The organism is Thiomonas sp., assembly GCF_054608695.1.
In genome coordinates, this window is the sequence record NZ_JBTRXV010000033.1 from 15,292 (window position 1) to 41,616 (window position 26,325).

Here is a 26,325-nt window from a genome sequence, read left to right on the forward strand (position 1 = left end):
CTACCACCGCCCCGAGGCGCCGCCGCCGCCGAAGCCGCCGCCGCCGCCGGAGAATCCGCCACCACCATTGCCGCCGCCGAGGCCACCCCCGCCGAAACCGCCCGGCCCGCCAAAGCGCATGCCACTCAACACGGCGAAAAAGGCCAGCAGCGCCGCCCCTCCAGCCAGCAATCCGGAGCCGATCAGCAGCCAGCCGCCGATGCCGGCGGCGACGGCCGAAGCACCGGCGCCGAGCACGCGGCCGAGAACGGCGCGCAGCGCCTGGCCCAGCACCACGGCGCCGAACACCACGAACAAGGCCATCTGCAGTGGCGGCCCCTGGTTGTGTGCAGCAGCCGGTCGAGGCGGCGGTAAGGGCTCGCCGTCGATCAGGCGCATGAGCTGGCTCACTCCGGCCTGGATGCCGGCATCGAAGTTTCCCGCTTTGAAGTCCGGCGTGATGGTCTCGGCCACGATGCGCTTGGCGATGGCGTCGGGGATGGTGCCTTCCAGCCCGTAACCCACCTCGATGCGCACCGCGCGGTCGTCCTTGGCCACGAGCAGCAGCACGCCGTCGTCAACGCCTTTGCGCCCCAGCTTCCAGGCGTCGGTGACGCGTATGGAATATTGCTCGATCGCCTCGGGCTGCGTGGTGGGCACGATCAGCACCGCGATCTGGCTGCCCTTGCGCGTGGCGAAGGCCTGCAGTTGCTGGTCCAACGCCTGCACCTGGGCGGCGCTCAGGGTGCCGGTAAGGTCGGTGACGGGCGCGGTGAGCGGTGGCACGGCCACCAGAGCCCAGGCGGGCAGCAGGGCCGTGCCTGCCGACAGCAGCAGGCCGAGCAGCAAGCCATGACACCCACCAGACCTGCGACGCAGCCAGCCCTTGAAGCTGATAGCGGCAGCAACTCGCCTGCCGCTATGCCGCATGGCGGCAGACTCCATGGCGTTCATGCTTGCGCGCTCACGGCGAGGCCGCTGGCTTCGGCTTCGGGGAGGTGGAGCCAAAGTCGACCGTGGGCGGCGTGGCGATGGCTTTTTCGTTGTCCACCGTGAAGCTGGCCTTGGTCTTGTAGCCGAACGCCATGGCGGTGAGGTTGCCGGGGAACTGGCGCACCGTGTTGTTGTAGGCCTGCACCGCCTCGATGTAGCGCATGCGCGCCACGGTGATGCGGTTTTCCGTGCCCTCGAGCTGGGCCTGCAGGTCGCGGAACGAGGCGTCGGCCTTGAGCTGCGGATAGTTCTCCGACACCACGAGCAGACGCGACAGCGCGCTGGTCATTCGCTGCTGGGCAGCCTGGAATTTGGCGAAGGCTGCGGGGTCGTTCACCAATTCCGGCGTGGCCTGGATGGAGCCCACCGAGGCGCGCGCCGCAGTCACTTCCGTCAGCACGTCTTTTTCATGGCTGGCGTAGCCTTTCACCGTGGCCACCAGGTTCGGCACCAGATCGGCGCGGCGCTGGTACTGGTTGAGAACTTCGGCCCAGGAGGCTTTGACCTGTTCATCCTGGCGTTGCAGTGCGTTGTAGCCGCAGCCGCTCAAGGCGGCGGTGAGCAACAGCAGGGCGGCAAGCAGCAGTCGGCGCATGGTGACCTCGTCGTTCGGCATGTCAAGATGTGACAAACCGAAGCATACGGTATCGGCATATCTCGACCTCAGTTCGGCGCTTGCGGCGGCCTGCCACGCAACGCCACAGGACTGGGTTCCGAATCCGGCAGCAGGCTTTGCACGCTGCCGTAGAACGACAGGATGAAGGCCAGGAACAGCATCAAGGCCACGGGAAAGCTCAGTAAAGTGGCCACTTCGGCGCTGGCCCCCACCACCTGGGCCAGTGTCACCACCAACAGCGGAATGGTGGCAAACAACACGAACCACTGCATGCTGTAGAGCATGAAGGCGCGCACATTGCGCAGGCAAATGACGAAGCTGGTGAACAGGGCTTGCCAAGGCCCCATGCCATGCCAGCTCACCAGCGGCGGCGCGAACCAAAAGGCCATGGACACCGGGATGTAGCTGAGTGTGGCCAGCAGCGCGGCATCACGCAGCACGCCGCTTTTCACCAGGGCCTGCGCCGGCATGGCGCCGAACAGCAGCAGGCGCAGCAACGCTCCGCCGTCCATCAGCGAAGCCACGGCGAGCACGCCCACCACGGCGGCGGCATAGAGCACGCCCAAAGCCAGCAGCGCGCGCACACGCGAGCGGCTTTCACGCAGCCCGGTCAGCAGCACGGTGGGCCACACAGCTTCGCCACGCGCGATTTTTCGTGACGCCAGCAAGAAACCCACGGTGGCGATTTGCACCACCAGCAATGGCACCAGGCCGCCCAGCACCGGCAGCATGGAAAACAGCCCGACGACGAGGATGTAGCTGCCCATCATCATCATGGCGCTCCAGGGCTGGCGAAACAGCCAGACAAAACCCAGCTTGACCCAGCTCAGGCCCTCGCGGGCGGGGACGGTGCGCAGTTGCATGGCGATGAGCCCTGGACGGGCAGAAGTACAACTTGGAATGGGAGGCGGCAATGAAGCTGAAGCGGGGAAGTTGCGCGAGGACTGCGTGCGCAGAGACAAGGCGAGGCAGAACGCATCGGGATTGTAGAAGCGCGCCTGACAACGGATGGGGCCACGCGACCGTCACGCGCCGTTGGCGGACAGCCGTTGAAACTCTCCGTGCAATGGGCGCAAACGCATGCGCAAACCAACCGGCCCCATGCTGAAGGACAGGTGTTCGCGCGTGGTGCCGCCCTCGGCCGGGGCGACGGTTTCGATCCCGAAGCTGCTGAGCAACATGGCCATGGCCATGTTCATCTCCAGCAAGGCCAGGTAGCGCCCGGGACAGATGCGCGGCCCGGCACCGAAAGGCATGCTGACGCGCTTGAGGCGCATGGTCTCTTGGGCGCAGGCGTCGAGGTAGTCCAGCGCGGCCATTTGCTCGGGGGTGAAGCCTGCAGGGTCGGGCGCCAGGCTGCGCACTTCGGCGCGGGCACGCTCCAGCGCCTCCGGGTGGCGATGCAGCAGTTCGATCATCCACGCCAGGGTGTTGGCCGTGGTGTCTTCTCCAGCCAGCAGCAGCACGATGACGTTGCCAGCCACGTCGTGATCGTTGACGTCGCTGTCCGCCCGGTCCGCAGCGCAGATCATGGCTTCGAGCAGATTGCGCGGCTGCTCGCGCAGGCTGGGGTCGAGTTGCATGCGGTGGCGGGCGCCGGCGATGAAACCCCGAATCGCCTCCTGCACGGCGGCGACGCTGCGGTCCAGCGCGCGGTCCGAGGGCAGGCGGACATAGCGCCAGTAGGGCAGCAGCGCCAAACCACGCTTGTGCAGCTTCGGGAAGATGCGGTTCAGATGCTGCTGAATGACGTCGTCGTCGGAGTCGAGGGTGTTGACGTCCACACCGAAGGCCAGGCCGGCGCTGGCATCCACGGTGAAGCGCATGAGGTCGGCCTGCAAGTCGATCCGAGCCCCGTTCTGCGCAGCAGCCCGCCAGCGTGAACGCCGGCGCAAGGTCACGTTCAGCAGGGTGGGGAAATAGGCCTTGACATGGCCGGGGTCGAGACCGGCCATGACCATGCGGCGCTGGCGCTGCCAGACCTCGTCGTTGGCGAAGAAAAGGCCTTCGTCGAAGCCCATTTCACGCGCGATGCGCCCACCCAGCAGGGGCCGGCGAAAGCGCTCGGGCCGTTTGCGCAACAGCGTCTGAATGGTGGCATGGTCGGCCACGACCAGAATCGCGCGCTGGCCGAAGCGGCACTGGTAGCAAGGCCCGTATTGCCGGCCCCAGGCTTCAAGCTGGAGATGCAGCCTGGCAGGGCGAAGCCGCAACGCCTGACCCAGCCAAGGTAGCCCTCGCGGCCCGGGAAGATCGGACAAATGGCGCTGCTGTTCCGGGGCCGGGGTATGTCCTGTGTCCAGATGGCGCTGCATGCCGCGTCCTTCCTGTCATGCTTCAGGCAATCAGCGATGCCCCGTGGTTCACGGCCCGGACGCGCTGGCGCAGCACGCGCTCGAAATGCGCGGGGTCGTGAGCTTTCAGCAGATGGGCGTCGCGCGGCAAGTGAAAGTCGGCCAGGCGCGAGGTCCAGAAGCGCAGCGCCGCGGCGCGCAAGGCGTCGGGCAGCAAGGCCGATTCCGTGGCCTGCAAGGGACGCACGTGTTGGTAGGCATCGAGCAGGGCCTTGCTGCGCGCCGCGTCCAGCGCGCCGCTGGGCAGGTCGATGCACCAGTCGTTCAGAGCCACGGCCAGATCGAACACCCAGGTGTCGCTGCCGGCGAAATACCAGTCGAACACGCCCGAGAGCCGGCCGTCTTCGAACAAGGCGTTGTCGCGGAACAGATCGGCATGCACGGCGCTGCGCGGCAACTGCGCGAACGCGGGGCTGGCGGCCAATGCGGTTTGGTGGGCGAGTTCGTCTTGCAGCAAGGTGCGCTGCTCCATGCCGAGGTGCGGCAGCACCAGCGGAATGGTCTGCTGCTGCCAGGCCAGGCCGCGGAGATTGGCTTGCTGCAGCGGAAAGCCCCTCGCCGCCAGATGCATGCGGGCCAGGCAGGTGCCGATTTGCGCGCAATGCGTGGTCCTGGGCTGCAGCTCGCTATGGCCGGGCAGGCGCGTGACCAGCGCTGCCGGTTTGCCCTTGAGCTGATGCAGGATGCGACCGTCGCGGTCGGCCATCGGGTCGGGCACGGGAATGGCGTGCGCTGCGAGGTGATGCATGAGTTGCAGATAAAACGGAAGCTGCTCGGCGTTCAGGCGCTCGAACAGCGTCAGCACGAAGCGCCCGCGCGTGGTGGTGACGAAATAGTTGGTGTTCTCGATGCCGCTGGCAATCCCTTGCAACTCGGTCAGCGGGCCGAGATCGAAACCGTTCAGGAAGGCTTGGACTTCGGCTGCGTCGAGCGGGGTGAAGACGGCCATGGGGAGATCAGTGCCGGTGATTCATGCTGCCAACGCGGCCACATTGCACAACGACGGGGCGGGGTGGCAGGGAGGGCAAAGGAGCTTGCTGCGGGCGCTGGCCGTGGAACCGGCCCACGGTCATTTGAAGGTGCCGATGGTCCACTGCATGCGGCCTTGCATATTGGCCGGGTCGGTGCTGGACGACACATCGGGCGGCACGATGTTGTAGGCCGGGCCGCCGTGCAGCGGTTGCACGTGAATTTGGGTGGTGGCCCCGCGCACCTGTTGCTCCTGAATGCGCACCGAGCGGTCCTGCGTCACATGGTTGCGCACCACCGGCTCCGGGAATTTGGGCGCGGGCTGGGTGTCGGCCAGACGCGCCGCCGGGGACAGACCGCTGCGCGGCGAGGAACTGGCCGGCGAGGGGGGCAGCGCCCAGGCTTGCGCGCCGCTCCAGCCAAGCACTGCGAGCAAGGCTGAGCATGTGGCGAGCTGAGCGGCGATTCGTACGGTCATGCGGGGGAGTTTCATGCCGCTGATTTTAACGGCCGGCACATCTCGCCGCCGGCGCAGCAGCATGGCAGGCCCGGGCCTGTCGTGGGTGGCGTTGTCTGGTGCGGCCGCAGCCGATAATCCCGCCCATGACGACCCGACCCGACAACGCCACGACCCTGCTGCTGGTGGATGGCTCCAGCTACCTCTACCGCGCCTTCCACGCCATGCCCGATTTGCGCAGCCCGCAGGGCGAACCCACCGGCGCGCTCTACGGCATGGTGGCCATGCTGCGGCGCCTGCGCGAGCAGTACCCGCCGGCCAAAGGCTACCGTTTTGCGGCTTGCGTGTTCGACGCCAAAGGCCCCACCTTCCGCGACGCCATGTACGCCAACTACAAGGCGCAGCGCGCACCCATGCCGCCCGAGTTGGCGCAGCAGATCGGCGTCATCCACGAGGCGGTTCGGCTGATGGGCTGGCCGCTTCTGGAGGTACCGGGAGTCGAGGCCGACGACGTCATCGGCACCCTTGCCGTGCGCGCGCACGCCCTGGGGCTGCGCACCCTGGTGTCCACCGGCGACAAAGACCTGGCGCAACTGGTGAACGACCACATCACCCTGGTCAACACCATGAGCAACGAGGTGCAGGACGTTGCCGGTGTGCTGGCCAAGTTTGGTGTGCCGCCCGAGCGCATCGTCGATTACCTCACCCTGGTGGGCGACGCGGTCGACAACGTCCCGGGCGTGAGCAAGGTCGGGCCGAAAACGGCGGTGAAATGGCTGACCCGATACGGCTCGCTCGACGGCATCATTGCCCACGCCGACGCGATTCCCGGTGCCGTCGGCCAGAGCCTGCGCGACGCCCTGGACTGGCTGCCCACGGCGCGCAAGCTGGTGACCATCGCCACCGATTGCGATCTGGACGGCTACGCCCGCGACATTGAGGCCGACCTGCAGCTCGCGCCGGAAAACGCCGCCGGGCTGCTGCCTTTTTTCACGCGCTACGGCCTGAAAAAGTTCACCCACGAGTTGCAAGCCGCGCGGCCGTCCGCGCAGGCTTCGCTGCTGTCGGATGAAGCCTCCGCGCCAGCGTCGGCCGACGTCGCAGCTGGCCCCGCAGCTTCAACGTCACCGCGCCTGCCCGGCCATTACACCTGCGTGCTGACATGGGCCCAGTTCGACGACTGGCTGGCGCGCATCGACGCCGCCGCGCTCACGGCCATCGACACCGAGACCGATTCGCTCGACCCGATGCGCGCGCGCCTGGTGGGCATTTCGCTGTGCGTACGGCCCGGCGAAGCCGCTTACATTGCGCTCGCGCATCGCTACGCGGATGCTCCGCCGCAACTGCCGCTGGCCGAGGCGCTGGCGCGGCTCAAGCCCTGGCTGGAAAACGTTGACAAACCCAAGCTTGGCCAAAACAGCAAGTACGACCGGCATGTGCTGGCCAATGCCGGCATCGCCGTGCGTGGCTATGCCCACGACACCTTGCTGCAGAGTTATGTGCTGGAGGCGCACAAGCCACACAGCCTCGACAGCCTGGTGGCCCGCCACCTGGGCCGCGACGACACCTTGAGCTATGAGCAGGTGTGCGGCAAAGGCGCCAAGGCCATCACCTTCGATCAGGTCGATCTGGACATTGCCACGCGCTACAGCGGCGAGGACTCCGACCTCTGCCTGCAGGTGCACCAACTGCTGTGGCCGCGCATCGAAGCCGACGCCGGGCTCAGACGCATTTACGCCCTCGAAATGCAGGTGAGCGAGGTGCTGCAGCGGGTGGAGCGCACCGGCGTGCTGGTGGACGGTGAAGTGCTGCGGGCGCAGAGCACCGAACTCGGGCGGGAGATTCAACGGCTCGAAGCCCAGGCCTATGAACTGGCGGGCGGGCCGTTCAATCTGGGCAGCCCCAAGCAGATTGGTGAAATCCTGTTCGACCGCCTGCATCTGCCGGTGCAGAAAAAAACCGCCGGCGGCGCGCCCTCGACCGACGAGGAAGTGCTGGAGAAACTGGCCGAAGACTATCCGCTGCCCAAGGTCATTCTCGAGCACCGCAGCCTGGCCAAGCTCAAGAGCACCTACACCGAAAAGCTGCCGCTGATGATCAACCCGGCCACGGGCAGGGTGCATACGAACTATGCCCAGGCCGTGGCCGTGACCGGGCGGCTGGCGTCGAACGATCCAAACCTGCAGAACATTCCGGTACGCACCGCGCAAGGACGGCGCATCCGCGAGGCTTTCATCGCGCCCGAAGGCTGGCTCATCGCCTCCAGCGACTATTCGCAAATCGAACTGCGCATCATGGCGCATCTGTCGCAGGATGCGGGCCTGCTCGAGGCATTTGCGCAGGGGGAGGACATTCACCGCGCCACCGCGGCGGAAATCTTCGGCGTCACCCCCATCGAGGTCAGCAACGACCAGCGGCGCATGGCCAAGGTCATCAATTTCGGTTTGATCTATGGCATGAGCGCCTTCGGCCTGGCGCGCAATCTCGGCCTCGAGCGCAGCGCGGCGCAGCTCTACATCGACCGCTATTTCGCCCGCTATCCCGGCGTGGCCCAATACATGGATCGCACCCGCGCCCAGGCCAAGGCCCAGGGCTATGTGGAAACCGTGTTCGGCAGGCGGCTGTGGCTGGCCGAGATCAACTCGCCCAACGGCCCGCGCCGCGCTGGTGCGGAGCGCGCGGCGATCAATGCGCCGATGCAGGGCACGGCCGCCGATCTCATCAAGATGGCGATGATCGCGGTCGATCGGGCGCTGACGCAGCAGGGCCGGCGCAGCCGCGTGGTGATGCAGGTGCATGACGAGCTGGTGCTCGAAGTGCCGCAGGACGAAGCGCCCTGGGTGCGCGAGCACATTCCGCGCTTGATGGCCAGCGTGGCCCAGTTGTCCGTGCCTCTGGTGGCCGAACTGGGCATGGGCGTGAATTGGGAGCTGGCGCATTGATACGCTTATATCCCTAGCCTTGACACATCCCGCAACATTTGCCGACACTGGGAAGACTTCAACCCGGGAGACGAGCATGTGGAATGCAGATTTACAAACCGACTGGAACAGCCTGCTGAACGCAGGCTCCAACGGTCGCAGCGATGACGGCGTGTCGCGACGCGACTTCGTGCGCACCGCGCTGGGGGTGGGCTTCGCTGCTGCCGCAGGACCTGTGATGGCGCAGACGGCGATTCACACCGACAGTGACGGCCTGCTGGTGGGGGATGTGATGATCGAGTCCGGCGGGCAGAAGATTCCGGTCTACCGTGCTCAGCCCAAAGGCAAGACCGAGCTGCCGGTGGTGTTGGTGGTGTCCGAGATTTTCGGCGTGCACGAATACATTGCCGACGTCGCGCGGCGCTTTGCGCACCAGGGTTATCTGGCCCTGGCACCCGACCTGTTCGTGCGCCAGGGCGACCCCATGGCCTACGGCACGATTGCCGACGTGATGAGCAACATCATCGCCAAGGTGCCCGACGCCCAGGTGCTGCAAGACCTCGACGCCTGCCGCGCCTGGGCCGCAGCCAACGGCGGCAAGGCCGGGCATGTGGGCATCACCGGTTTTTGCTGGGGCGGGCGCATCGTCTGGCTCTACTGCGCGCATGCGCCGGTGCAGGCCGGGGTGGCATGGTATGGGCGGCTGGTGGGCAGCACCGGGCCGCTCACGCCGCGCAACCCCATCGACATCGCGAAGAGCCTGAAGGCGCCGGTTCTGGGGCTGTACGGCGGCAAGGATCCGGGCATTTCGCAGGAGTCCGTCGCCGAGATGCGCAAGGCCCTGGCCGAGGGCGACAGAGCGGCGAAGGCTTCGGAGATCGTGATCTACCCCGACGCTGGCCACGGTTTTCATGCCGACTATCGCTCGAGCTACAACGCCGAGGCGGCGAAAGACGGTTGGAAGCGGGCGCTGGCCTGGTTGGAAAAGAACGAGGTCGTGGCGCTGGAGGCGCAATTCCCGCCGCAGGACGGGGCCTGCGCCAGCTTGCCGGGCCTGCTCGGCCCGGCGCCGAGCGAAGGCTGATCGTCCCTTGGCAAGGGGCCGAGGTCAGCGCACCACCAGGACCGGCACCTTGCTGTGCGACAGCACGCGCGCGGTCTGGCTGCCCAGCAGTGCGGATGTCAGACCGCCGCGGCCGTGGGACGACATCACCACCAGATCGCAGTGTTCGCGTTCGGCCACGGCCAGCAGCCCGCGCCAGGCCTGGGTGTCTTCCTGCACCGCGGTGTTGCAGGGGATGCCGGCGGCCTTGGCGGCGTCCGCCACTTTTTGCACCGCGGCATCGGCCTGGGCGCGAATGGCTTCCTGCCAGCCTTCGATGCCGGTGGGCATGACCTCGATCGCGCCGATATAGGGGTAGAGATCGACCACGGACACCGCCGTGATGCGCGCCCCGTTCAGCTTGGCCTGCTCGACGGCCAAGGGAATGGCGCGTTCGGAAAGCTCGGAACCGTCGGTGGTGATGAGGACGTGTTTGAACATGGTGATCTCCTGGAGGTTGGTTGAGTCGGGTCGCTGCAAGGCCTTGAATGCTCGGCTCAGCGCACCACGAGAACATGCAGATGCGAGTGCGTCAGGATCTTCTGTGTTTCGCTGCCCAGCAGCAGGGACTGCATGCCGCGTCTGCCGTGGGAAGCCATCACCACCAGGTCGCAATGTTTTTCCTTGGCCACATCGAGGATGGCCTTCCAGGGGTGGACATCTTCGGCCACGACGCAGTCACATGTCAAGCCGGCCGCCTTGCAGGCATCTCCCAGGGGTTGGAGCGCGGCTTCGGCCGCCTTGTTGACGCTGGCACGATAGGCGTCGGCCGTGATGGGCACCGATTCGGCCAGGCCGGAGTAGGGGTAGGGATCGGTCACCGTCACGCCGACGATCGACGCACCGCACAGTTTGGCCAGTTGCACGGCCGGAGCGATGGCCTTGGCGCTGGTTTCAGAGCCGTCGGTGGGAACCAGAATCATCGTGTACATCGCGTTCTCCTCGCTAGGTTAAAGATCGGAATATGACGATATCTTGCTCCCCCAAGTCGACGGACGATTTGATCTGGTGCAAACATTGCCAGCGCGGGACTTGGGCTGGTTGATTCAGCCGCGCGAGGCAGGGGGTCGATACCTACGGTTCCGTGCCGCGAACCATGGGGCGATCCGGGTCCGCGCACCATTCACTCCACGAACCCGGGTACAAGGCCGAGCCGCCGAGCCCGGCATGCTCCAGCGCCAGGATGTTGTGGCAGGCGGAGACGCCCGAACCGCACTGGTTCACGATCTCATGCGGCTTGCGTTTGCCCAGCAGCGCCAGCCATTCGGTGCGCAGATCCTGCGCCGGTTTGAAGCGGCCATCGTCACCCAGGTTGTCGCGGAAAAAACGGCAAACGGCGCCGGGAATATGGCCGGCCTTCGGGTCCAGAGTCTCGCCATCGCCGCCGTAGCGCTGCAGCGAGCGCGCGTCGACCAGCAGGCGCTGGCGATGCTGCAGATTGGCGACGATGTCATCGACCCGCACAAACTGGGCCAGGCTCGGGCGGGGGCTGAAATCGCCGCGCGGCAGCGGCGCGGGGCTTGTGGTCTGCACCGCTCCTCCCGCTGCCCCCCAGGACTGCCAGCCGCCATCCAGCACCGCCACCTGGTCGTGGCCCAGCCAGCGCAACAGCCACCACAGCCGCGCCGCATAAGGGCCTTGGGCGCGGTCGTAAGCCACCACTTGCTGGCCGCTGCGCAGGCCATGTCGGGCCAGCAGATCGGCCAGCGCGGCGCGGTCCGGCAGGGGGTGGCGGCCGTTGCTGCCGTTTGGCAGCGAGGCCAGATCGCGGTCGAGGTGGACGTGGATGGCGCCGGGGATATGGCCGCTGGCGTAGTCGCGTTCGCCGGCGCCAGGATCGGAGAGTTCGTGGCTGCAATCGGCCACGAAAACGCCGGCTAAAGCCTGCTGCAGTTGCGCGGCGGAGATCAGCGTGGTGTGGCGGGCGGCTTGGTGATTCGTCTCGCGAGATGCGGTCATGATGCGCTCAGGCTGCGTCGGGGTCTTGGATTATGCCCCCCGAACGCAGCCTGAAGCATCAAGCATCCTCAGGGCTTGTTCAGGCCCAATGGCAGACCCAGCTTGCTCCGGTACCACTCGTGGAAATGGCGCATGCCGTCTTCCATCGGCGACTGGTAAGGCCCGGCCTGGTCGTCGCCGCGTTCCATCAGCGCGCGGCGCCCGGCATCCATGCGCAGGGCGATTTCGTCGTCTTCGACGCAGGTTTCCATGTAGGCGGCGCGTTCGGCCTCGATGAAATCACGCTCGAACGCGGCAATTTCCTCGGGGTAGTAGAACTCCACCATGTTCATGGTTTTCTGCGGCCCCAGTGGATACAGCGCCGACACCACCAGGACATGGGGATACCACTCCACCATGATGTTGGGGTAGAGCGTGAGCCAGATGGCGCCATGCTCGGGCGGCACGCCTTCGCGGAAATTCAGCACCGCCTCGTGCCACTTGGCATACGCCGCGCTGCCAGCCTTGCGCAGCGCGTTGTTGATGCCAACCGTCTGCACGCTGAACTCGGCGCCGAACTGCCAGGCCAGGTTGTCGCAAGTCACGAACTGGCCGAGGCCGGGGTGGAAGGGGCCGACGTGGTAGTCCTCCAGATACACCTCGATGAAGGTCTTCCAGTTGTAGTCGCACACATGTTGCTCGATGTGGTCGAGCACATAGCCGCTGAAATCGAAAGCCTGCGGCTTGTCCAGCCCCTGGAGTGCGCGGGAGACGTCGAAGCCGTTGCGCTCGAACAGCAGGCCGTTCCAGCGCTGCGGTCGCTCGTAGCGTTGCAGATGCAGGCAAGGATCCTGGTCGAAGTGCGGCGCGCCGATCAACTCGCCGTCAAGCTTGTAGGTCCAGCGGTGCAGCGCACAGACGATGTTGCGCCCTGTCTGGCCGCGGCCCTTGAGCATCACGGCCTGGCGGTGGCGGCAGACGTTGGAGAGCAAGTCCACATCGCCCTGGGCATTGCGCACCAAGGCGCGGCCTTCACCTTCCTGGAGCAGGGCGAAATAGTCGCCCGCGTTGGGCAAGGCCAGTTCGTGCCCGAGATAGCGTGGTCCGGCATCGAAGATGAGTTGTTTCTCCTTCGCATACAGCTCGACGTCAAAATATGCCGTGACCGGCAGTTGGGTTTTGCTCGGGGCCAGATGCGCACTCAAATCCGACATGATGGGCTTGTCATCTCCTGAAAAGTCAAACAAATAACAGCCGGGCGATTCTAGACCGGACCCGCAGAGGGGGTTGAGGAGCCTGCGGGCCATGTGTTTCGCCGCTGCCCATAAAATGGATACCCCTGAAACCTCATCACGACCCGCGGCCTTTTGCCGAGCCGCCAGGCCCGGAGCCAGGCCTGCGGCGAAGCTCCCACACGCATGAATGCCAGCCCGCGCAAATCAACCCAAGCCGACAGTCCCCCTGAAAGCTATGAGCAGGCCGTGGTGGAACTGGAGCGGCTCGTGCAACAGCTCGAATCCGGACAGATGAGCCTGGACGACATGCTCAAGTCCTATCAGCGCGGATCGACCCTGCTGCGTTACTGCCGCGAGAAACTGGAGTCGGTCGAGCAGCAGATCCAGATTCTGGACGGGGCCGAACTCAAGCCCTATGCAAGCGACCGCTCGGCCGGGAATTGATGGCATGCTCGGATCATCCACCATGCAGGCTGCGGACACGCTCATGCGAGGGCAGGGCGCGGCCGCGCGCTCGGCCATGCCACGCGAGGTCATGAGCTCTGACAGCGCGTTTCAGGCCTGGGCCGACTTGCGCATGCGCCGGATCCAGGTCCTGATCGATGCCCATCTTCCACTGCAAGCTGCCGCCAGCCCGGCTCTGGCCGAGGCGATGCACTACGCCGCCGCCTTGGGCGGCAAGCGCATCAGGCCCATGCTGGTCTGGGCTGCTGGCGAATGTTTCGATGCCGACACCCAAGCCATGGACGCAGCCGCTTGCGCCGTGGAACTGGTGCATGCCTATTCCCTGGTGCATGACGATCTGCCCTGCATGGACAACGATGTGTTGCGGCGCGGGCAACCCACGGCGCATATAAAGTTCGGCGAAGCCGCGGCTCTGCTGGCCGGTGACGCCCTGCAGGCGCGGGCATTCGAGGTGTTGACCTCCAACCCGCAGATTCCCACCAGCATCCAGGCCAGGCTGTGCGCCCTGCTTGCCACCGCCGCAGGCGTCAGTGGCATGGCGGGCGGGCAGGCGCTCGACCTCGCGGCAACGGGCCGGCATCTGGATGTGGAAGCCCTGAGCGATATGCACCGTCGCAAGACCGGAGCCTTGCTCAAGGCCAGCCTGCTGATGGGCCTGGCCTGCGTCGAGCCCGGCCATTTGCAGATCGACGAGCACAGCCGTGCGGCGACAATGCTCGGCCACTATGCCGACGCCATTGGCCTGGCCTTCCAGGTGGTGGACGATGTGCTCGACGCCAGCGCCGACTCCGCCACGTTGGGCAAGACCGCTGGCAAGGATGCGGCGCAGCACAAGGCCACCTTCGTCACCTTGCTCGGGCTGCAAGCGGCGCAAGATCTGGCGCGGCAACTGCTGGGCCAGGCGCTGCAGGCGCTCGACGCCTTGCCGCCCGCACGTCGGCTGCGCGCCGAGCCGCTGGCCGAACTGGCGCGGCGCATCGTCATCCGGAGCCATTGAGCATGAACCTGCTCGAACGCATTCAAGATCCGCACGACCTGCGCCGGCTCCAACCCGAGCAATTGCCGCAACTCGCGCAGCAACTGCGCCAGTTCATCCTGGACACGGTGTCGCGCACCGGCGGGCATCTCTCGTCCAACCTCGGCACGGTCGAACTCACCGTGGCCTTGCACTACGTTTTCGACACCCCGCACGACCGCCTGGTGTGGGACGTGGGCCACCAGACCTACGCCCACAAGATTCTCACCGGGCGGCGCGAGCAGATGGGCACATTGCGCCAACTCAACGGCTTGTCCGGTTTTCCGCGCCGCGAGGAATCTCCGTACGACAGTTTCGGCACCGCGCATTCCTCCACGTCCATTTCGGCCGCGCTGGGCATGGCTCTGGCCGCACAGCACAAAGGCGAGCGACGCAAGGTGGTGGCCGTGATCGGCGACGGCGCCATGACCGGCGGCATGGCCTTCGAGGCGCTGAACAACGCCGGCGTGCATCCCGAGGCCGACCTCTTGGTCGTGCTCAACGACAACGACATGTCGATATCCGCCCCCGTCGGTGCGCTCAATCGCTATCTGGCACGTCTGCTGTCCGGCCGCTTCTACGCCAATGCGCGCGACGCCGCCAAGCAGGTGTTGAAGGTCGCACCGCCACCTTTGTTCGAACTCGCACGGCGGCTGGAAGAACATGCCAAGGGCCTGGTCGCACCTGGCACCTTGTTCGAGGAATTCGGTTTCGACTATGTCGGCCCGATCGACGGTCACGACCTGCACGCCCTGATTCCGACGCTGGAAAATCTGCGCGAACGCACCGGGCCGCGACTGCTGCACGTGGTCACGAAAAAAGGCTACGGCTACAAGCTGGCCGAGGCCGACCCGATCACCTACCACGGCCCAGGCCGCTTCAACCCCGCCGAAGGCATCAAGCCGCCGGCTGTTGCACCCAAGCCGACCTACGCTCAAGTCTTCGGCCAGTGGCTGTGCGATATGGCAAGGCGTGACGAGCGCCTCGTGGCCATCACCCCGGCCATGTGCGAGGGCTCGGGCCTGGTGGAATTCACCAAGCAGTTCCCCGAGCGCTATCACGACGTGGGTATCGCCGAGCAGCACGCCGTGACCTTCGCCGCCGGCCTGGCGTGTGAAGGTTTGAAGCCCGTGGTCGCCATCTATTCCACTTTCCTGCAGCGGGCTTACGACCAGGTCATTCACGACGTGGCGATTCAGCATCTGCCCGTGCTGTTCGCCATCGACCGTGCCGGCGTGGTCGGCGCCGATGGCGCGACGCATACCGGCGCTTTCGATATTCCTGCCCTGCGCTGCCTGCCCGGGTTCACCGTGATGGCGCCTGCCGATGAGTTGGAGTGCCGGCAAATGTTGTCCACCGGTTTCGCACTGGACGGACCCGCTGCCGTGCGCTACCCGCGCGGAGCCGGGACTGGGGCGCATGTCGACCGTTCCACGCTCAATGCCCTGCCTCTGGGGCGTGCCCAGCTGCGGCGCGAATCGCAGGCCAGAGCAGGCCACCGCATCGCCATTCTGACGTTTGGCCCGGTGTTGCATGCGGCCTTGCAGGCGGCGGAGGCGTTGGATGCGAGCGTCATCAATATGCGCTTCATCAAGCCGCTGGACGTGGACATGCTGCGCCGCATGGCATTGGGTCACGATGCCCTGGTGACGGTGGAGGAGGGCGTGGTGCAGGGTGGGGCCGGCGCCGCTTGTCTGGAAGCCTTGCAGGGCTTGGGGCTGCAGATCCCCGTGCTCAACCTCGGCTTGCCGGACGCGTGGCTGGAGCATGGCGACCCGGCGCAGATCATGGCCGCCTGCGGCCTGGACGCAACCGGCTTGTTGCGCAGCATCCGCGCACGCTTTCCGGAGGCTGGTGGCGAGGAGCCGGAGCCGCGGCGACGCGCAGCCAACGATTGACACGGTGCCGTCGCGGCCTGTGTTTGCCGGCCGATCAGCATCGAATGCCGTGTGGCAGGCATGTCCAGCCGTGATTCCTGCTCAGGCAAAGGATATGCCGAAGCCACGATAATTCTGAATGAATAAGTCAACAAATCTCACGTCCAGGCCTGACCCCAAAAGACCAGCCCCGACCATGAACAAACCATTCGAAGCCATCCCAGACATTCAAAGCACGACCGATACCCGCCGTATTCCGATCCAGCGCGTCGGCATCAAGAGCCTGCGCTATCCCTTGAACGTGTGCATGGCCGATGGCAGCAACCAGTCCACCGTGGCCATGGTCGACGCCGATGTTGCACTGTCCGCCGAGAAGAAGGGCACGCACATGTCGCGCTTCGTTGAAATCCTCGAAGCCATCGACGCACCGCTGGACTATGCCGGGCTCATCGCACTGACCCAGACCATGCGGCTGCGCCTCCAGGCCGATGCGGGTCGGCTCGAATTCCGCTTCCCCTTGTTCGTGCGCAAGACGGCTCCCGTCAGCGGCGTGCAAAGCCTGATGGACTACGAGGCCGCGTGGATCGTGCAGGTGCGGGGGGGGCACACGCAGGTCACGGCGCGAGTGCAGGTGCCGGTCAAGGCGCTGTGCCCTTGCTCCAAGGAAATATCCGATTACGGCGCGCACAACCAGCGCTCGCACATCACCATCACGGCCCAACTCAAGGCGCCGGTCGCCTTCGAACAGCTCATCCGCATGGCAGAGGAAGAAGCGTCTTGTGAAATCTGGGGCCTGCTGAAGCGGCCCGACGAGAAATTCGTCACCGAGCATGCCTACGAAAACCCGAAATTCGTCGAAGACCTGGTGCGCGATGTGGCCGCGCGCGTGCAGAGCGACGCACGCATCGGCAGCTATGTGGTGGAGGCCGAGAATTTCGAATCCATCCACAACCACTCGGCTTACGCCCGGATCGAACGCGTCTGAGCGCCCCCAGCAGTCCGCCAGCGGACTCCCCCCCGAGGGGGTCAAGAGAACTCGGGAGCGGCCCTTCGTTTCCTTGAGAGAGGTGGCAGGCACCGCGCTCGTCCGAGCGCGGCAGGTTCGTCGCGCAAACTCAGGCCGGGTTCAGCAAGGCTTTGACGCGTGCGGAGGCGACGGCCATGTCGGCACGGCCCGCCAGGCGCGCCTTGAGCGGCCCCATCACCTTGCCCAGGTCTTGCGGCGCACTGGCGCCGACCTCAGTCATCACGGCACGGATTTCCTGATCGAGTGCGTCGCCGCTCAGGCGCGCCGGCAAGTAGGGTTGGAGGACGGTGATTTCCAGGCGTTCCTTCGCCGCCAGGTCTTCGCGGCCACCGGCCTCGAACTGGCTGATGGAATCGCGGCGTTGCTTGATCATCTTGTCGAGGATGGCAACAACAGCGGCATCGTCGAGTTCCACACGCTCGTCCACTTCTTTTTGCTTGACCGCAGCCAGCAGCATGCGAATGGTGCCGAGGCGATCGGCTTCCTTGGCGCGCATGGCGGCCTTCATGTCGTCTTGAATGCGTGTTTTAAGGTTCATCATGGCAAAAAGCCCGCAGACTTGAGGTCTGGCGGGCAGAATTCAGAATCCATCTACCACCTGAAAAACCGAAACCCAGAACCTATGCCTGAGCCCGGCAAGCCTGGCTGCCAGTAAGGCGGCCCAGGGTTCAGTACAGACGTTTGGGCAGCATGTGGCTGCGAATGCGCTTGTAGTGGCGCTTCACGGCAGCAGCCTTCTTGCGCTTGCGCTCGGCGGTCGGCTTCTCGTAGAACTGGCGGGCCCGCAGATCCGTCAGCAGGCCGAGTTTTTCAATCGTGCGCTTGAATCGGCGCAGTGCAACATCGAAGGGTTCATTTTCTTTGATGCGAATCGTGGTCATTGCAAACAACTACCTTTCAGCAAAGCCCGAGCTAAGCCCGGCTGGATTGGACGAAATAAACTTGTAAAGTATAACGGCTCTGTCTGATTTGTTGGGCACAAGTCTCCTGGATGCGAGCAGCGCCCAGCGCTTGGGGTTGAAAATCGGCCGAAAATGTGCCCGCAACACCACACCACCTTGGCCCATGCCATTCACATGGGTGAATCAATGCATCCACCAGTACCCGAAGCCGTGACCAAACTCGCCACCGAGCCCATCCGCGTTCTCGGCCTGGAGACTTCGTGCGATGAAACCGGCATTGCCGTGTATGACAGTCGGGATGGCCTGCTGGCGCATGCCTTGCATTCACAAGTGGTCATGCACCAGGCCTACGGCGGCGTGGTGCCCGAGCTGGCTTCCCGCGACCATATTGCGCGAACACTGCCCCTGGTGCAGCAGACCTTGCACGACGCGGGTTGTTCCCTGGGCGATATGGACGCGATCGCCTACACGCGCGGCCCCGGCTTGGCCGGTGCCCTGCTGGTCGGGGCGGGCCTGGCGACGGCACTGGCGATGGCCGCGGACAAGCCGCTCCTTGGCGTGCATCACCTGGAAGGTCATTTGCTGTCGCCCCTGCTTTCCGACCCGACGTTGACTTTTCCTTTCGTAGCCTTGCTGGTCTCGGGGGGGCACACGATGTTGCTGGACGTGGCCGATCTAGGCCGCTACCGGCTGCTGGGTGAGACGGTGGATGACGCCGCCGGCGAGGCTTTCGACAAGGCGGCGAAACTGCTGGGCCTGGGGTATCCGGGTGGGCCTGCGCTGGCGCGGCTTGCCGCATTCGGCAACCCCGAGGCGTTCGCCTTGCCCAGGCCCAAGTTGCACAGCGGGAACCTCGATTTTTCGTTTGCGGGCCTGAAGACTGCAGTCCTGACCCGGGTGAACCAACTGGGGACGAATATCTGCGAGCAAAGCCGCGCCGACTTGGCCGCATCCACGCAGGAGGCCATCACCGACGTGCTGTGCAGGAAGTCCATGCAGGCCTTGCGTCAGACCGGGCGTGGAACCCTGGTCGTGGCGGGCGGGGTGGGGGCGAACAGCCGGTTGCGCGAGAAGCTCGATGCCGCATGCCGGCAAGTCGGTGCGCGCGTTTGCTATCCCGATCTGCAGTGGTGCACGGACAACGGACCGATGATTGCCTATGCCGCTTGTCGGCGTTTGCAGGCCGGGCTTGCCAAAGCCAGTCACAGCTACGCCTTCGACATCCGTCCGCGTTGGGATCTGGCTGAACTCGCTGAAGCCACAGCGCAGGACATGGCTTGATTGCACTACGTCACATGGCTGAACGCGGCATTGGCTTTCGCGCATCCCCAACGTTCACGCAGACTCAAACTTCCCAGACACCCTGGGGTTGGAAGTCGTAGTCTTCGCCGCTGCTGGCGTGCCCGCGTGAATTGCAAACCACGCGAGACATGCCCACGGCATAGTCGTGGCGACAGTGCAGGTGGCCGTGGATCCAGAAGTGGCTGCGCTCGATCAGGTCGTCGTAGGCATTGCAGAAACTTGCCGTCGCACCATTCACCGGGTAACGCAGGTCGGTGCTTCGCAAACTGGGCGCAAAGTGGGTGATGACCACGGTCTTGTCGTATTGCCCCGGGACGCTGGGGGCGGCTTGGAGTTGATCGCTCAGCCACGCCTTGTTGCGCAGGCCTTCCTGGCGCAAGGATTCGGCATCCATCGGCAGGCCGTGGCGGGTGGAGTGCTGCACTTCCTCGATGAAATAGCGCGCGGCGCGCATGCAGCGGGCACGCTCTGACGCGCCGAACAGGTCAAAGTCGTTCCAGAGCGTTGTTCCCAGAAAGCGCACGCGCTGCTCACCGAACTGCAGGATGACGCTTTCACGCTCCAGCATGGTGATGCCCAGGCGCCCACAGCGGGTGCGCAAGGACTGCAGGGTGGCGTCGAAATCTTTGTGATCGAATTCGTGATTGCCGGCGATGAACACCACGGGCACAGGCCAACGGGCAAAAAGATCCAGCCCCTCGTGCCCAGCGTCAATGTCGCCAGCCAGCACCAGAATGTCGGCACCGGGGGCCGGCTGCGGGGCGAAGGTTTCAGTTTCCAGGTGGAGGTCGGATAGCAGTTGAAGGCGCATGCCGGGCACTCGATGCAATACAAATCGGCGCAATGTAACTGCAATGGCACGGTCGCGGGCGATGTCTTGGCAGGCAACGCGTGAAATGCCCACTGCGTGTGAAGTTATTCACGAAAACGGACGGATCTCCGCTGCCACGTTCGATTTTTCATGGCGCCGCAGCCAAGTTGGCTGGATCCAGCCTCGACCCGAGTCTCCCATGTTCGGGCGCCCGGCGCGGCCGGCATGCGGCGCTCAAGCCATGCGATCAGGTAAACTCTTTGTCTTTTCACGGCGCGGAACGGTTTCTTCTGCGTTCGCCAGTTCTCTCCAGGAAACTTTCAAGATGAGTCTCGACAAGAGCAATACGGCACAAATCGTTGCCGACAATGCGCGCGCAGCCCAGGATACCGGGTCCCCCGAAGTCCAGGTTGCACTGCTGACCGCCCGTATCAACGAACTGACCGGGCATTTCAAGATCCATGCCAAAGACCACCACGGTCGCCGCGGTTTGCTGCGCATGGTGAGCCGTCGGCGCAAGCTGCTGGACTATCTCAAGTCCAAGGATGCCGAGCGTTACAAGTCGCTGATCAGCAAGCTGAGCCTGCGCAAGTAAGAGGTTGTGGAACGATCAAGGCGCCTGTGTTGAAGCTTCGACGCAGGCGCTTTGTTTTGTTGTGCGGGTCGCGGAGTGCATGCGGTCCGTTGATGAGGGAAGTGCTGCTGTGTCATTCCAATGCGACTTTCCAGTTTCCAGAGTTGCGCTGGAATGGCATTGTGCTTCCCGCCGAGTTGGGCCGCGGTCCGTGGCCTGGCAACTGATTGGGGGCGCCGGGGTTGTCCCGCGCCCATGAACCGGAGTTCACGATGTTCAACAAAATCACCAAGACTTTCCAATGGGGCCAACACACCGTCACGATGGAGACCGGCGAAATCGCACGCCAAGCCGCCGGGGCCGTGTTGCTGAATATGGACGATACCGTGGTGCTCGCCACGGTGGTGGCGGCCAAGCAGGCCAAGCCGGGTCAGGATTTCTTCCCGCTCACCGTCGATTACATCGAGAAGACCTATGCCGCAGGCAAGATTCCTGGCGGCTTTTTCAAGCGTGAAGGCCGCCTGAGTGAAGGCGAGACCCTGACCTCGCGCCTGATCGACCGACCGATTCGCCCGCTGTTTCCGGAAGGGTTCTACAACGAGGTGCAGGTCGTCATCCATGTGATGTCGCTGAACCCGGAAGTCGATGCCGACATTCCAGCCATGATCGCCGCCAGTGCAGCGCTGTCGATCTCGGGCATTCCGTTCGACGGCCCGGTGGGCGCGGCCCGCGTAGGTTATGTCAACGGCGAGTACATGCTGAACCCGAGCAAGGCCCAGTTGGCCGATTCCCGGCTGGACTTGGTGGTCGCCGGCACCGAGTCGGCCGTGCTGATGGTGGAATCCGAAGCCGACCAGTTGTCCGAAGACGTCATGCTCGAGGCCGTGATGTATGGCCACAAGCAGATGCAGACGGCGATCGACGCCATCCATGAGCTGGTGCGCGAAGGCGGCAAGCCGGCCTGGGACTGGAAGCCGGAAGCGCGCGACGAGGCCCTCATCAGCCGCATCGAGATGGTTGCCGGCGAAGGTTTCCGCACCGCTTACAAAATCACCCAGAAGCAGGCGCGTACCGATGCGCTGCGCCAGGTCTACGCCCAAGTGCACGCAGCCCTGAGCCAAGACGGCGCGGCGGTCGACAGCACCAAGGTCGAGTCCATCATGTTCGACATGGAAGCGCGCATCGTGCGCGGCCAGATTCTGAGCGGGGATCCGCGCATCGATGGTCGCGATACCCGTACCGTGCGCCCCATCGAGATCCGGACCGGCGTGCTGCCGCGCACCCATGGCAGCGCCTTGTTCACGCGTGGCGAAACCCAGGCGCTGGTGGTGGCCACGCTCGGCACCGATCAGGATTCGCAAATCATCGACGCCCTGGGCGGCGAGTATCGCGACCGTTTCCTGCTGCACTACAACATGCCGCCGTTCGCCACCGGCGAAACCGGCCGCATGGGTTCGCCCAAGCGCCGCGAAATCGGCCATGGCCGCCTGGCCAAGCGCGCGCTGCTGGCCGTGCTGCCGAAGAAGGAAGATTTCGCTTACACCACGCGCCTGGTGTCGGAAGTCACCGAGTCCAACGGTTCATCGTCCATGGCTTCGGTTTGCGGCGGTTGCTTGAGCCTGCTGGACGCCGGTGTGCCGCTGAAGGCGCATGTTGCCGGCATCGCCATGGGCCTGATCAAGGACGGCAACCGTTTTGCCGTGCTGACCGATATCCTCGGCGATGAGGACCATCTGGGCGATATGGACTTCAAGGTTGCCGGTTCCGCCACGGGAATCACGGCGCTGCAGATGGACATCAAGATCCAGGGCATCACCCGCGAGATCATGCAGGTGGCGCTGGCGCAGGCGCGCGAAGGCCGCATGCACATTCTGGGGCTGATGCAGCAAGCCGTGGGTGGGGCGCGCACCGAGGTGTCGCAGTTCGCACCGCGCCTCTACACCATGAAGATCAACCCCGAGCGCATTCGCGACGTCATCGGCAAGGGCGGTGCCATCATCCGCGCCTTGACCGAAGAGACCGGCACGCAGATCAATATCGCCGAGGACGGCACCATCACGGTGGCCGCAACCGACGCCGATCGCGCCAAGGACGCCATGCGCCGCATTGGCGAGCTCACCGCCGAGGTCGAGATCGGTCAGATCTACGACGGCACGGTGGTCAAGCTGCTGGACTTCGGTGCACTGGTCAACGTGCTGCCGGGCAAGGATGGCCTGCTGCACATTTCGCAAATCGCCAACGAGCGCATCAACAAGGTTTCCGACCATATGCAGGAAGGCCAGAAGGTGCGTGTGAAGGTCATCGAAACCGACGACAAGGGCCGCTTCCGTCTGTCGATCAAGGCTCTGCTCGGCGCGGAAGAAGCCGTTGCCCAGCAGACGTCGCCGGTCGAGCCGCAGCAGTCCTGATCCAGCCTTCCCTAGCGTTTCCACTCCTGCCTACTGAACTGCCATGACGTCCATGCTCGTTGCCGAGATCAGTCAACCCGGCCCACCGGAGGTTCTTCGCTGGGTGGGTCGCGATCGACCTGAACCTGGGCCTGGGGAAGTGCTGCTGCGGGTTCGTGCCTTCGGCATCAACCGGCCCGACGTGCTGCAACGCAAGGGCTTGTACCCGCCGCCGCCGGGTGCCTCCGACATTCCCGGGCTGGAAGTTTGCGGCGAAGTGCTGAGCGGCGATCTGCGGGGGTCCACCCTGCGCATCGGCCAGCGGGTTTGTGCCTTACTCACGGGCGGCGGCTATGCCGAGTACTGCGTTGCCCCCGTGGGCCAGTGCCTTCCCGTGCCGGAAATCCTGAGCGATGCCGAGGCCGCCGCGCTACCCGAGACTTTTTTCACGGTCTGGCACAACGTGTTCGAACGCGGCGCACTCAAGGCCGGCGAGTTGCTGCTGGTGCAGGGTGGCACGAGCGGCATTGGCACCACGGCAATTCAACTGGCGCATGCGTTCGGCGCCACCGTCTGGGCGACTGCCGGGTCGGACGTGAAATGTCAGGCTTGTCTGGATCTCGGCGCGGAGCGCGCCATCAACTACCGCACGCAGGACTTTGCCGAGCAGGTGCGTGAGCACACCAAGGGGCGAGGCGTCGATGTTCTGCTCGACATGGTGGCCGGCGACTACGTGGCGCGCGAACTCGGCTGCATGGCGGAAGATGGCCGCCTGGTCATCATCGCGGTGCAAGGCGGTACTGCGGCCGGCTTCGATGCCTCGCTGCTGATGCGCCGCCGCCTGACCATCACGGGCTCCACCTTGCGGGCCCGCAGCGTGGCCTTCAAGTCTGGCGTGGCGCTGGCCTTGCGTGACAAGGTCTGGCCGCTGATTGAAGCCGGCCGGGTTCGGCCCCATGTGCATGCGGTGTTGCCAGCCGCGCAGGTGGCCCAGGCGCACGCGCTGATGGAAGGTGGTCAGCACATCGGCAAGATCGTGCTGACCTGGCCCTGATTCCGGAAAATTCCAAGAGGAGACAACACAAGATGCGTCGCAAGATGGTTGCAGGCAACTGGAAGATGCACGGCTCGCTGGCCGCCAACAAGGCCCTGCTGGACGCTTTGGTTGCCGCGCCCGCGCCGGCTTGCGATGTGGTCGTGTGCGTCCCCAGCCCTTACCTGGCGCAGGCGCAGGGTCTGCTGGCCAGAACGCCCATCAAGCTGGGTGCGCAAGACTGTTCCGCGCATGAACAAGGCCCATACACCGGCGAAGTGTCGGTGGGCATGCTGCGCGATTTCGCCTGCGGCCATGTCATCGTCGGGCATTCCGAGCGCCGGGCCTACCACGCCGAGGCTGACAGCACGGTGGCCATCAAGGCCCAGCGCGCACTCGATGCAGGCATGACACCCATTGTGTGCGTTGGCGAAACCCTGGAGCAGCGCGAGCGTGGAGAAACCGAGGCCGTCGTCGGGGCACAACTCGACGCGGTGTTGCAACTGCTGGGCCCACGCATCCACCAGATCGTCCTGGCCTATGAACCGGTCTGGGCCATCGGCACCGGACGCACCGCAAGCCCGGCGCAAGCGCAGGAGGTCCATGCTTTCATACGCCAGCGCGCCGTTCGCCATCAGGCGGGTGCCGCTGCCACCCGCCTGCTTTACGGCGGCAGTGTCAAGCCCGACAACGCCGTCGAACTCTTTGCCCAGCCGGATATCGACGGCGGGCTGATCGGCGGGGCTTCGCTCAAGGCTGCCGATTTCCTCGCCATCGTTGACGCAGCCAGGTTTTCCGCCTGAAGCCGCAACCCGACCTCACCCGATTTCATCATGCATATCGCCCTGACCCTCATCCTCGTCATTCAAATCCTGTCCGCGCTCACCATGGTCGGCCTGATCCTCATGCAGCACGGCAAAGGCGCCGACATGGGGGCATCGTTCGGTTCCGGTTCATCCGGCAGCCTGTTCGGCGCCACCGGCTCCGCCAATTTTCTCAGTCGCAGTACGGCGGTTGCCGCCACACTTTTTTTTATCTGCACCCTGGCACTGGCCTATTTCGGCAATCAGCCGGGTGAGGGTGGTGGCTTGATGAGCAAGCTTGCAGGCGCCGAGAAACCTGTGGCGGCACAGGCAGCCAGCGCTGCAGCCAAGCCAGCGGCATCGGCGGTGCCCGCTGGCATCGCGCAGATTCCGGGCGCGGGTCCTGGGGCGCAGGCTGCTTCTGCGGCCAAGCCTGCGGCAGTGCCCGCTCCGAAGACAAGCGGCGCAAAGTAAGCTTGGCTGCTGCAGCGCACAACATCATTTCCTGCGGCTTGTCAATGTGCTCCGCTCTTGAAACTTGTCGTTGCGCAAACAGGCATGGTTATGCGTTGCTTGGAAGCTCGCGAGGTGGCTAAAATGCACGGTTTGGTTGCATTCCTCAAGGTTTGCAACACAGCGCATTGAATGAGGTTTTGCCGACGTGGTGAAATTGGTAGACACGCTATCTTGAGGGGGTAGTGGCGAAAGCTGTGCGAGTTCGAGTCTCGCCGTCGGCACCAAAATGTTGCAGTACATCAAACAATAAACGGCAGCTTTCACATACGCTCTAGCGGCTGTGGCGGGCTGCGGGTCGGCCTGCCTCAAGCAGCGTGTTGGCTGGCAAAGTTCCGGTTTGCATCGACGAAGTCACAAGGAGGAGGCCTGATGTTTCTTGAGCAATATTTGCCTGTTTTGCTCTTCATTCTGGTCGGCACCGGCGTCGGTATCGCGCCATTGGCTTTGGGTCGCCTTCTCGGCCCCAGCCGTCCCGACAGCGCCAAGAATGCACCCTATGAATGCGGCTTCGAGGCCTTCGAGGACGCACGCATGAAATTCGATGTGCGCTATTACCTCGTTGCCATCCTGTTCATCCTGTTCGACCTGGAAATCGCCTTCCTTTTTCCCTGGGCCGTGGTGCTCAAGCAGGTTGGGGCAACGGGGTTCTGGGCCATGATGATTTTCCTGTCCATTCTTGTGGTGGGCTTTATCTACGAATGGAAAAAGGGGGCGCTGGACTGGGAGTAATCTCGGTTTGCACCTTGAGGAACAAGCATGAGCATCGAAGGCGTTCTGAACGAAGGCTTCATCACCACATCGGCCGACAAGCTGATCAACTGGACCCGCACCGGTTCACTCTGGCCCATGACTTTCGGTCTGGCCTGCTGCGCGGTCGAAATGATGCATGCTGGCGCTGCGCGCTATGACCTCGACCGCTTCGGCATCGTCTTTCGGCCCAGTCCGCGCCAGTCCGACTTGATGATCGTCGCCGGAACGCTGTGCAACAAAATGGCGCCGGCGCTGCGCAAGGTTTACGACCAGATGGCCGAGCCGCGCTGGGTGCTGTC

The 26,325-nt window shown here is 64.6% G+C and carries 27 protein-coding genes and 1 tRNA gene; 15 read left to right on the forward strand and 13 right to left on the reverse strand.

Features of this window, described 5'->3' with window-relative positions; all coding sequences use genetic code 11:
• The 6 genes from ACYCUK_RS12135 to ACYCUK_RS12160 all read right to left on the reverse strand — a co-directional run bounded on the left by ACYCUK_RS12135 (nucleotide 1) and on the right by ACYCUK_RS12160 (nucleotide 5,404).
• A complete protein-coding gene (locus ACYCUK_RS12135; protein ID WP_461595034.1) occupies nucleotides 1-924 on the reverse strand; it encodes a TPM domain-containing protein in 924 nt (307 codons plus the stop codon).
• A 19-nt stretch (nucleotides 925-943) separates the two neighbouring features.
• Complete coding sequence (locus ACYCUK_RS12140) at nucleotides 944-1,588, reverse strand: LemA family protein (protein ID WP_461595015.1); 645 nt, start codon at nucleotides 1,586-1,588, stop codon at nucleotides 944-946.
• A 47-nt stretch (nucleotides 1,589-1,635) separates the two neighbouring features.
• Nucleotides 1,636-2,451: a BPSS1780 family membrane protein gene (locus ACYCUK_RS12145; protein ID WP_461595016.1), complete on the reverse strand. Its 816-nt coding sequence runs from the start codon at nucleotides 2,449-2,451 to the stop codon at nucleotides 1,636-1,638.
• A gap of 162 nt (nucleotides 2,452-2,613) precedes the next feature.
• A complete protein-coding gene (locus ACYCUK_RS12150) occupies nucleotides 2,614-3,903 on the reverse strand; it encodes a cytochrome P450 (RefSeq protein WP_461595017.1) in 1,290 nt (429 codons plus the stop codon).
• 22 nt (nucleotides 3,904-3,925) lie between these two features.
• Nucleotides 3,926-4,891 (reverse strand): homoserine kinase, encoded by a 966-nt coding sequence (locus ACYCUK_RS12155; protein ID WP_461595018.1) that lies wholly within the window; start codon nucleotides 4,889-4,891, stop codon nucleotides 3,926-3,928.
• A 120-nt stretch (nucleotides 4,892-5,011) separates the two neighbouring features.
• Nucleotides 5,012-5,404: a hypothetical protein gene (locus ACYCUK_RS12160; RefSeq protein WP_461595019.1), complete on the reverse strand. Its 393-nt coding sequence runs from the start codon at nucleotides 5,402-5,404 to the stop codon at nucleotides 5,012-5,014.
• Nucleotides 5,405-5,514: 110 nt separating this feature from the next.
• Between ACYCUK_RS12160 and polA the strand changes: the two genes are divergently transcribed.
• Nucleotides 5,515-8,310, forward strand: a complete 2,796-nt coding sequence (gene polA / locus ACYCUK_RS12165; RefSeq protein ID WP_461595020.1) for a DNA polymerase I — start codon at nucleotides 5,515-5,517, stop codon at nucleotides 8,308-8,310.
• Nucleotides 8,311-8,386: 76 nt separating this feature from the next.
• Nucleotides 8,387-9,373, forward strand: a complete 987-nt coding sequence (locus tag ACYCUK_RS12170; RefSeq protein WP_461595021.1) for a dienelactone hydrolase family protein — start codon at nucleotides 8,387-8,389, stop codon at nucleotides 9,371-9,373.
• Nucleotides 9,374-9,397: 24 nt separating this feature from the next.
• Here the strand turns inward: ACYCUK_RS12170 and ACYCUK_RS12175 are convergent, their stop codons facing one another.
• From ACYCUK_RS12175 to ACYCUK_RS12190, 4 genes are all read right to left on the reverse strand, one after another.
• A complete protein-coding gene (locus tag ACYCUK_RS12175; protein ID WP_461595022.1) occupies nucleotides 9,398-9,832 on the reverse strand; it encodes a universal stress protein in 435 nt (144 codons plus the stop codon).
• A 56-nt stretch (nucleotides 9,833-9,888) separates the two neighbouring features.
• On the reverse strand, nucleotides 9,889-10,323 hold the full coding sequence (locus tag ACYCUK_RS12180) for a universal stress protein (RefSeq protein WP_461595023.1): 435 nt from the start codon (nucleotides 10,321-10,323) through the stop codon (nucleotides 9,889-9,891).
• Between the two features lie 142 nt (nucleotides 10,324-10,465).
• Nucleotides 10,466-11,350: a sulfurtransferase gene (locus ACYCUK_RS12185; RefSeq protein WP_461595024.1), complete on the reverse strand. Its 885-nt coding sequence runs from the start codon at nucleotides 11,348-11,350 to the stop codon at nucleotides 10,466-10,468.
• A 68-nt stretch (nucleotides 11,351-11,418) separates the two neighbouring features.
• Complete coding sequence (locus ACYCUK_RS12190) at nucleotides 11,419-12,543, reverse strand: aromatic ring-hydroxylating oxygenase subunit alpha (RefSeq protein ID WP_461595025.1); 1,125 nt, start codon at nucleotides 12,541-12,543, stop codon at nucleotides 11,419-11,421.
• 204 nt (nucleotides 12,544-12,747) lie between these two features.
• Between ACYCUK_RS12190 and ACYCUK_RS12195 the strand changes: the two genes are divergently transcribed.
• From ACYCUK_RS12195 to folE2, 4 genes are all read left to right on the forward strand, one after another.
• The gene (locus ACYCUK_RS12195; RefSeq protein WP_112486109.1) at nucleotides 12,748-13,008 is read left to right on the forward strand and encodes an exodeoxyribonuclease VII small subunit; all 261 of its coding nucleotides are present in this window, start codon (nucleotides 12,748-12,750) and stop codon (nucleotides 13,006-13,008) included.
• Nucleotides 13,009-13,084: 76 nt separating this feature from the next.
• Nucleotides 13,085-14,026: a polyprenyl synthetase family protein gene (locus tag ACYCUK_RS12200; protein WP_461595035.1), complete on the forward strand. Its 942-nt coding sequence runs from the start codon at nucleotides 13,085-13,087 to the stop codon at nucleotides 14,024-14,026.
• A complete protein-coding gene (gene dxs, locus ACYCUK_RS12205) occupies nucleotides 14,023-15,942 on the forward strand; it encodes a 1-deoxy-D-xylulose-5-phosphate synthase (protein ID WP_461595026.1) in 1,920 nt (639 codons plus the stop codon). Before ACYCUK_RS12200 ends, dxs begins: the two co-directional genes overlap by 4 nt.
• Nucleotides 15,943-16,117: 175 nt before the next feature.
• Entirely contained in the window at nucleotides 16,118-16,906 is a 789-nt protein-coding gene (gene folE2 / locus ACYCUK_RS12210; RefSeq protein WP_461595027.1) for a GTP cyclohydrolase FolE2, read from the forward strand.
• A 130-nt stretch (nucleotides 16,907-17,036) separates the two neighbouring features.
• Here folE2 and ACYCUK_RS12215 read toward each other — a convergent pair whose 3' ends face one another.
• Nucleotides 17,037-17,486, reverse strand: a complete 450-nt coding sequence (locus tag ACYCUK_RS12215) for a GatB/YqeY domain-containing protein (RefSeq protein WP_461595036.1) — start codon at nucleotides 17,484-17,486, stop codon at nucleotides 17,037-17,039.
• Nucleotides 17,487-17,616: 130 nt separating this feature from the next.
• A complete protein-coding gene (rpsU, locus tag ACYCUK_RS12220) occupies nucleotides 17,617-17,829 on the reverse strand; it encodes a 30S ribosomal protein S21 (protein WP_018913976.1) in 213 nt (70 codons plus the stop codon).
• A gap of 255 nt (nucleotides 17,830-18,084) precedes the next feature.
• Between rpsU and tsaD the strand changes: the two genes are divergently transcribed.
• The gene (gene tsaD / locus ACYCUK_RS12225; RefSeq protein ID WP_461595037.1) at nucleotides 18,085-19,131 is read left to right on the forward strand and encodes a tRNA (adenosine(37)-N6)-threonylcarbamoyltransferase complex transferase subunit TsaD; all 1,047 of its coding nucleotides are present in this window, start codon (nucleotides 18,085-18,087) and stop codon (nucleotides 19,129-19,131) included.
• A 64-nt stretch (nucleotides 19,132-19,195) separates the two neighbouring features.
• Here the strand turns inward: tsaD and ACYCUK_RS12230 are convergent, their stop codons facing one another.
• Nucleotides 19,196-19,963 carry a metallophosphoesterase gene (locus ACYCUK_RS12230; protein ID WP_461595028.1) on the reverse strand — a complete coding sequence of 256 codons (768 nt, stop codon included), beginning with the start codon at nucleotides 19,961-19,963 and terminating at the stop codon, nucleotides 19,196-19,198.
• Between the two features lie 325 nt (nucleotides 19,964-20,288).
• Here ACYCUK_RS12230 and rpsO point away from each other — a divergent pair, with 325 nt between their 5' ends.
• From rpsO to nuoB, 8 genes are all read left to right on the forward strand, one after another.
• Nucleotides 20,289-20,558, forward strand: a complete 270-nt coding sequence (rpsO, locus tag ACYCUK_RS12235; protein ID WP_112486114.1) for a 30S ribosomal protein S15 — start codon at nucleotides 20,289-20,291, stop codon at nucleotides 20,556-20,558.
• A gap of 251 nt (nucleotides 20,559-20,809) precedes the next feature.
• Nucleotides 20,810-22,945, forward strand: a complete 2,136-nt coding sequence (gene pnp / locus ACYCUK_RS12240) for a polyribonucleotide nucleotidyltransferase (RefSeq protein ID WP_461595029.1) — start codon at nucleotides 20,810-20,812, stop codon at nucleotides 22,943-22,945.
• Nucleotides 22,946-22,997: 52 nt separating this feature from the next.
• Entirely contained in the window at nucleotides 22,998-23,978 is a 981-nt protein-coding gene (locus ACYCUK_RS12245) for an NAD(P)H-quinone oxidoreductase (protein ID WP_461595038.1), read from the forward strand.
• Between the two features lie 32 nt (nucleotides 23,979-24,010).
• Nucleotides 24,011-24,760 carry a triose-phosphate isomerase gene (tpiA, locus tag ACYCUK_RS12250; RefSeq protein ID WP_461595030.1) on the forward strand — a complete coding sequence of 250 codons (750 nt, stop codon included), beginning with the start codon at nucleotides 24,011-24,013 and terminating at the stop codon, nucleotides 24,758-24,760.
• Between the two features lie 30 nt (nucleotides 24,761-24,790).
• Nucleotides 24,791-25,234, forward strand: a complete 444-nt coding sequence (gene secG, locus ACYCUK_RS12255) for a preprotein translocase subunit SecG (protein ID WP_461595031.1) — start codon at nucleotides 24,791-24,793, stop codon at nucleotides 25,232-25,234.
• Nucleotides 25,235-25,415: 181 nt separating this feature from the next.
• Nucleotides 25,416-25,500: transfer RNA gene (locus ACYCUK_RS12260), tRNA-Leu, on the forward strand.
• Nucleotides 25,501-25,645: 145 nt separating this feature from the next.
• Nucleotides 25,646-26,005 carry an NADH-quinone oxidoreductase subunit A gene (locus ACYCUK_RS12265; protein ID WP_112486118.1) on the forward strand — a complete coding sequence of 120 codons (360 nt, stop codon included), beginning with the start codon at nucleotides 25,646-25,648 and terminating at the stop codon, nucleotides 26,003-26,005.
• A gap of 27 nt (nucleotides 26,006-26,032) precedes the next feature.
• Nucleotides 26,033-26,325: NADH-quinone oxidoreductase subunit NuoB (nuoB, locus tag ACYCUK_RS12270; protein WP_461595032.1), on the forward strand; the 293-nt coding region annotated here is incomplete at its 3' end.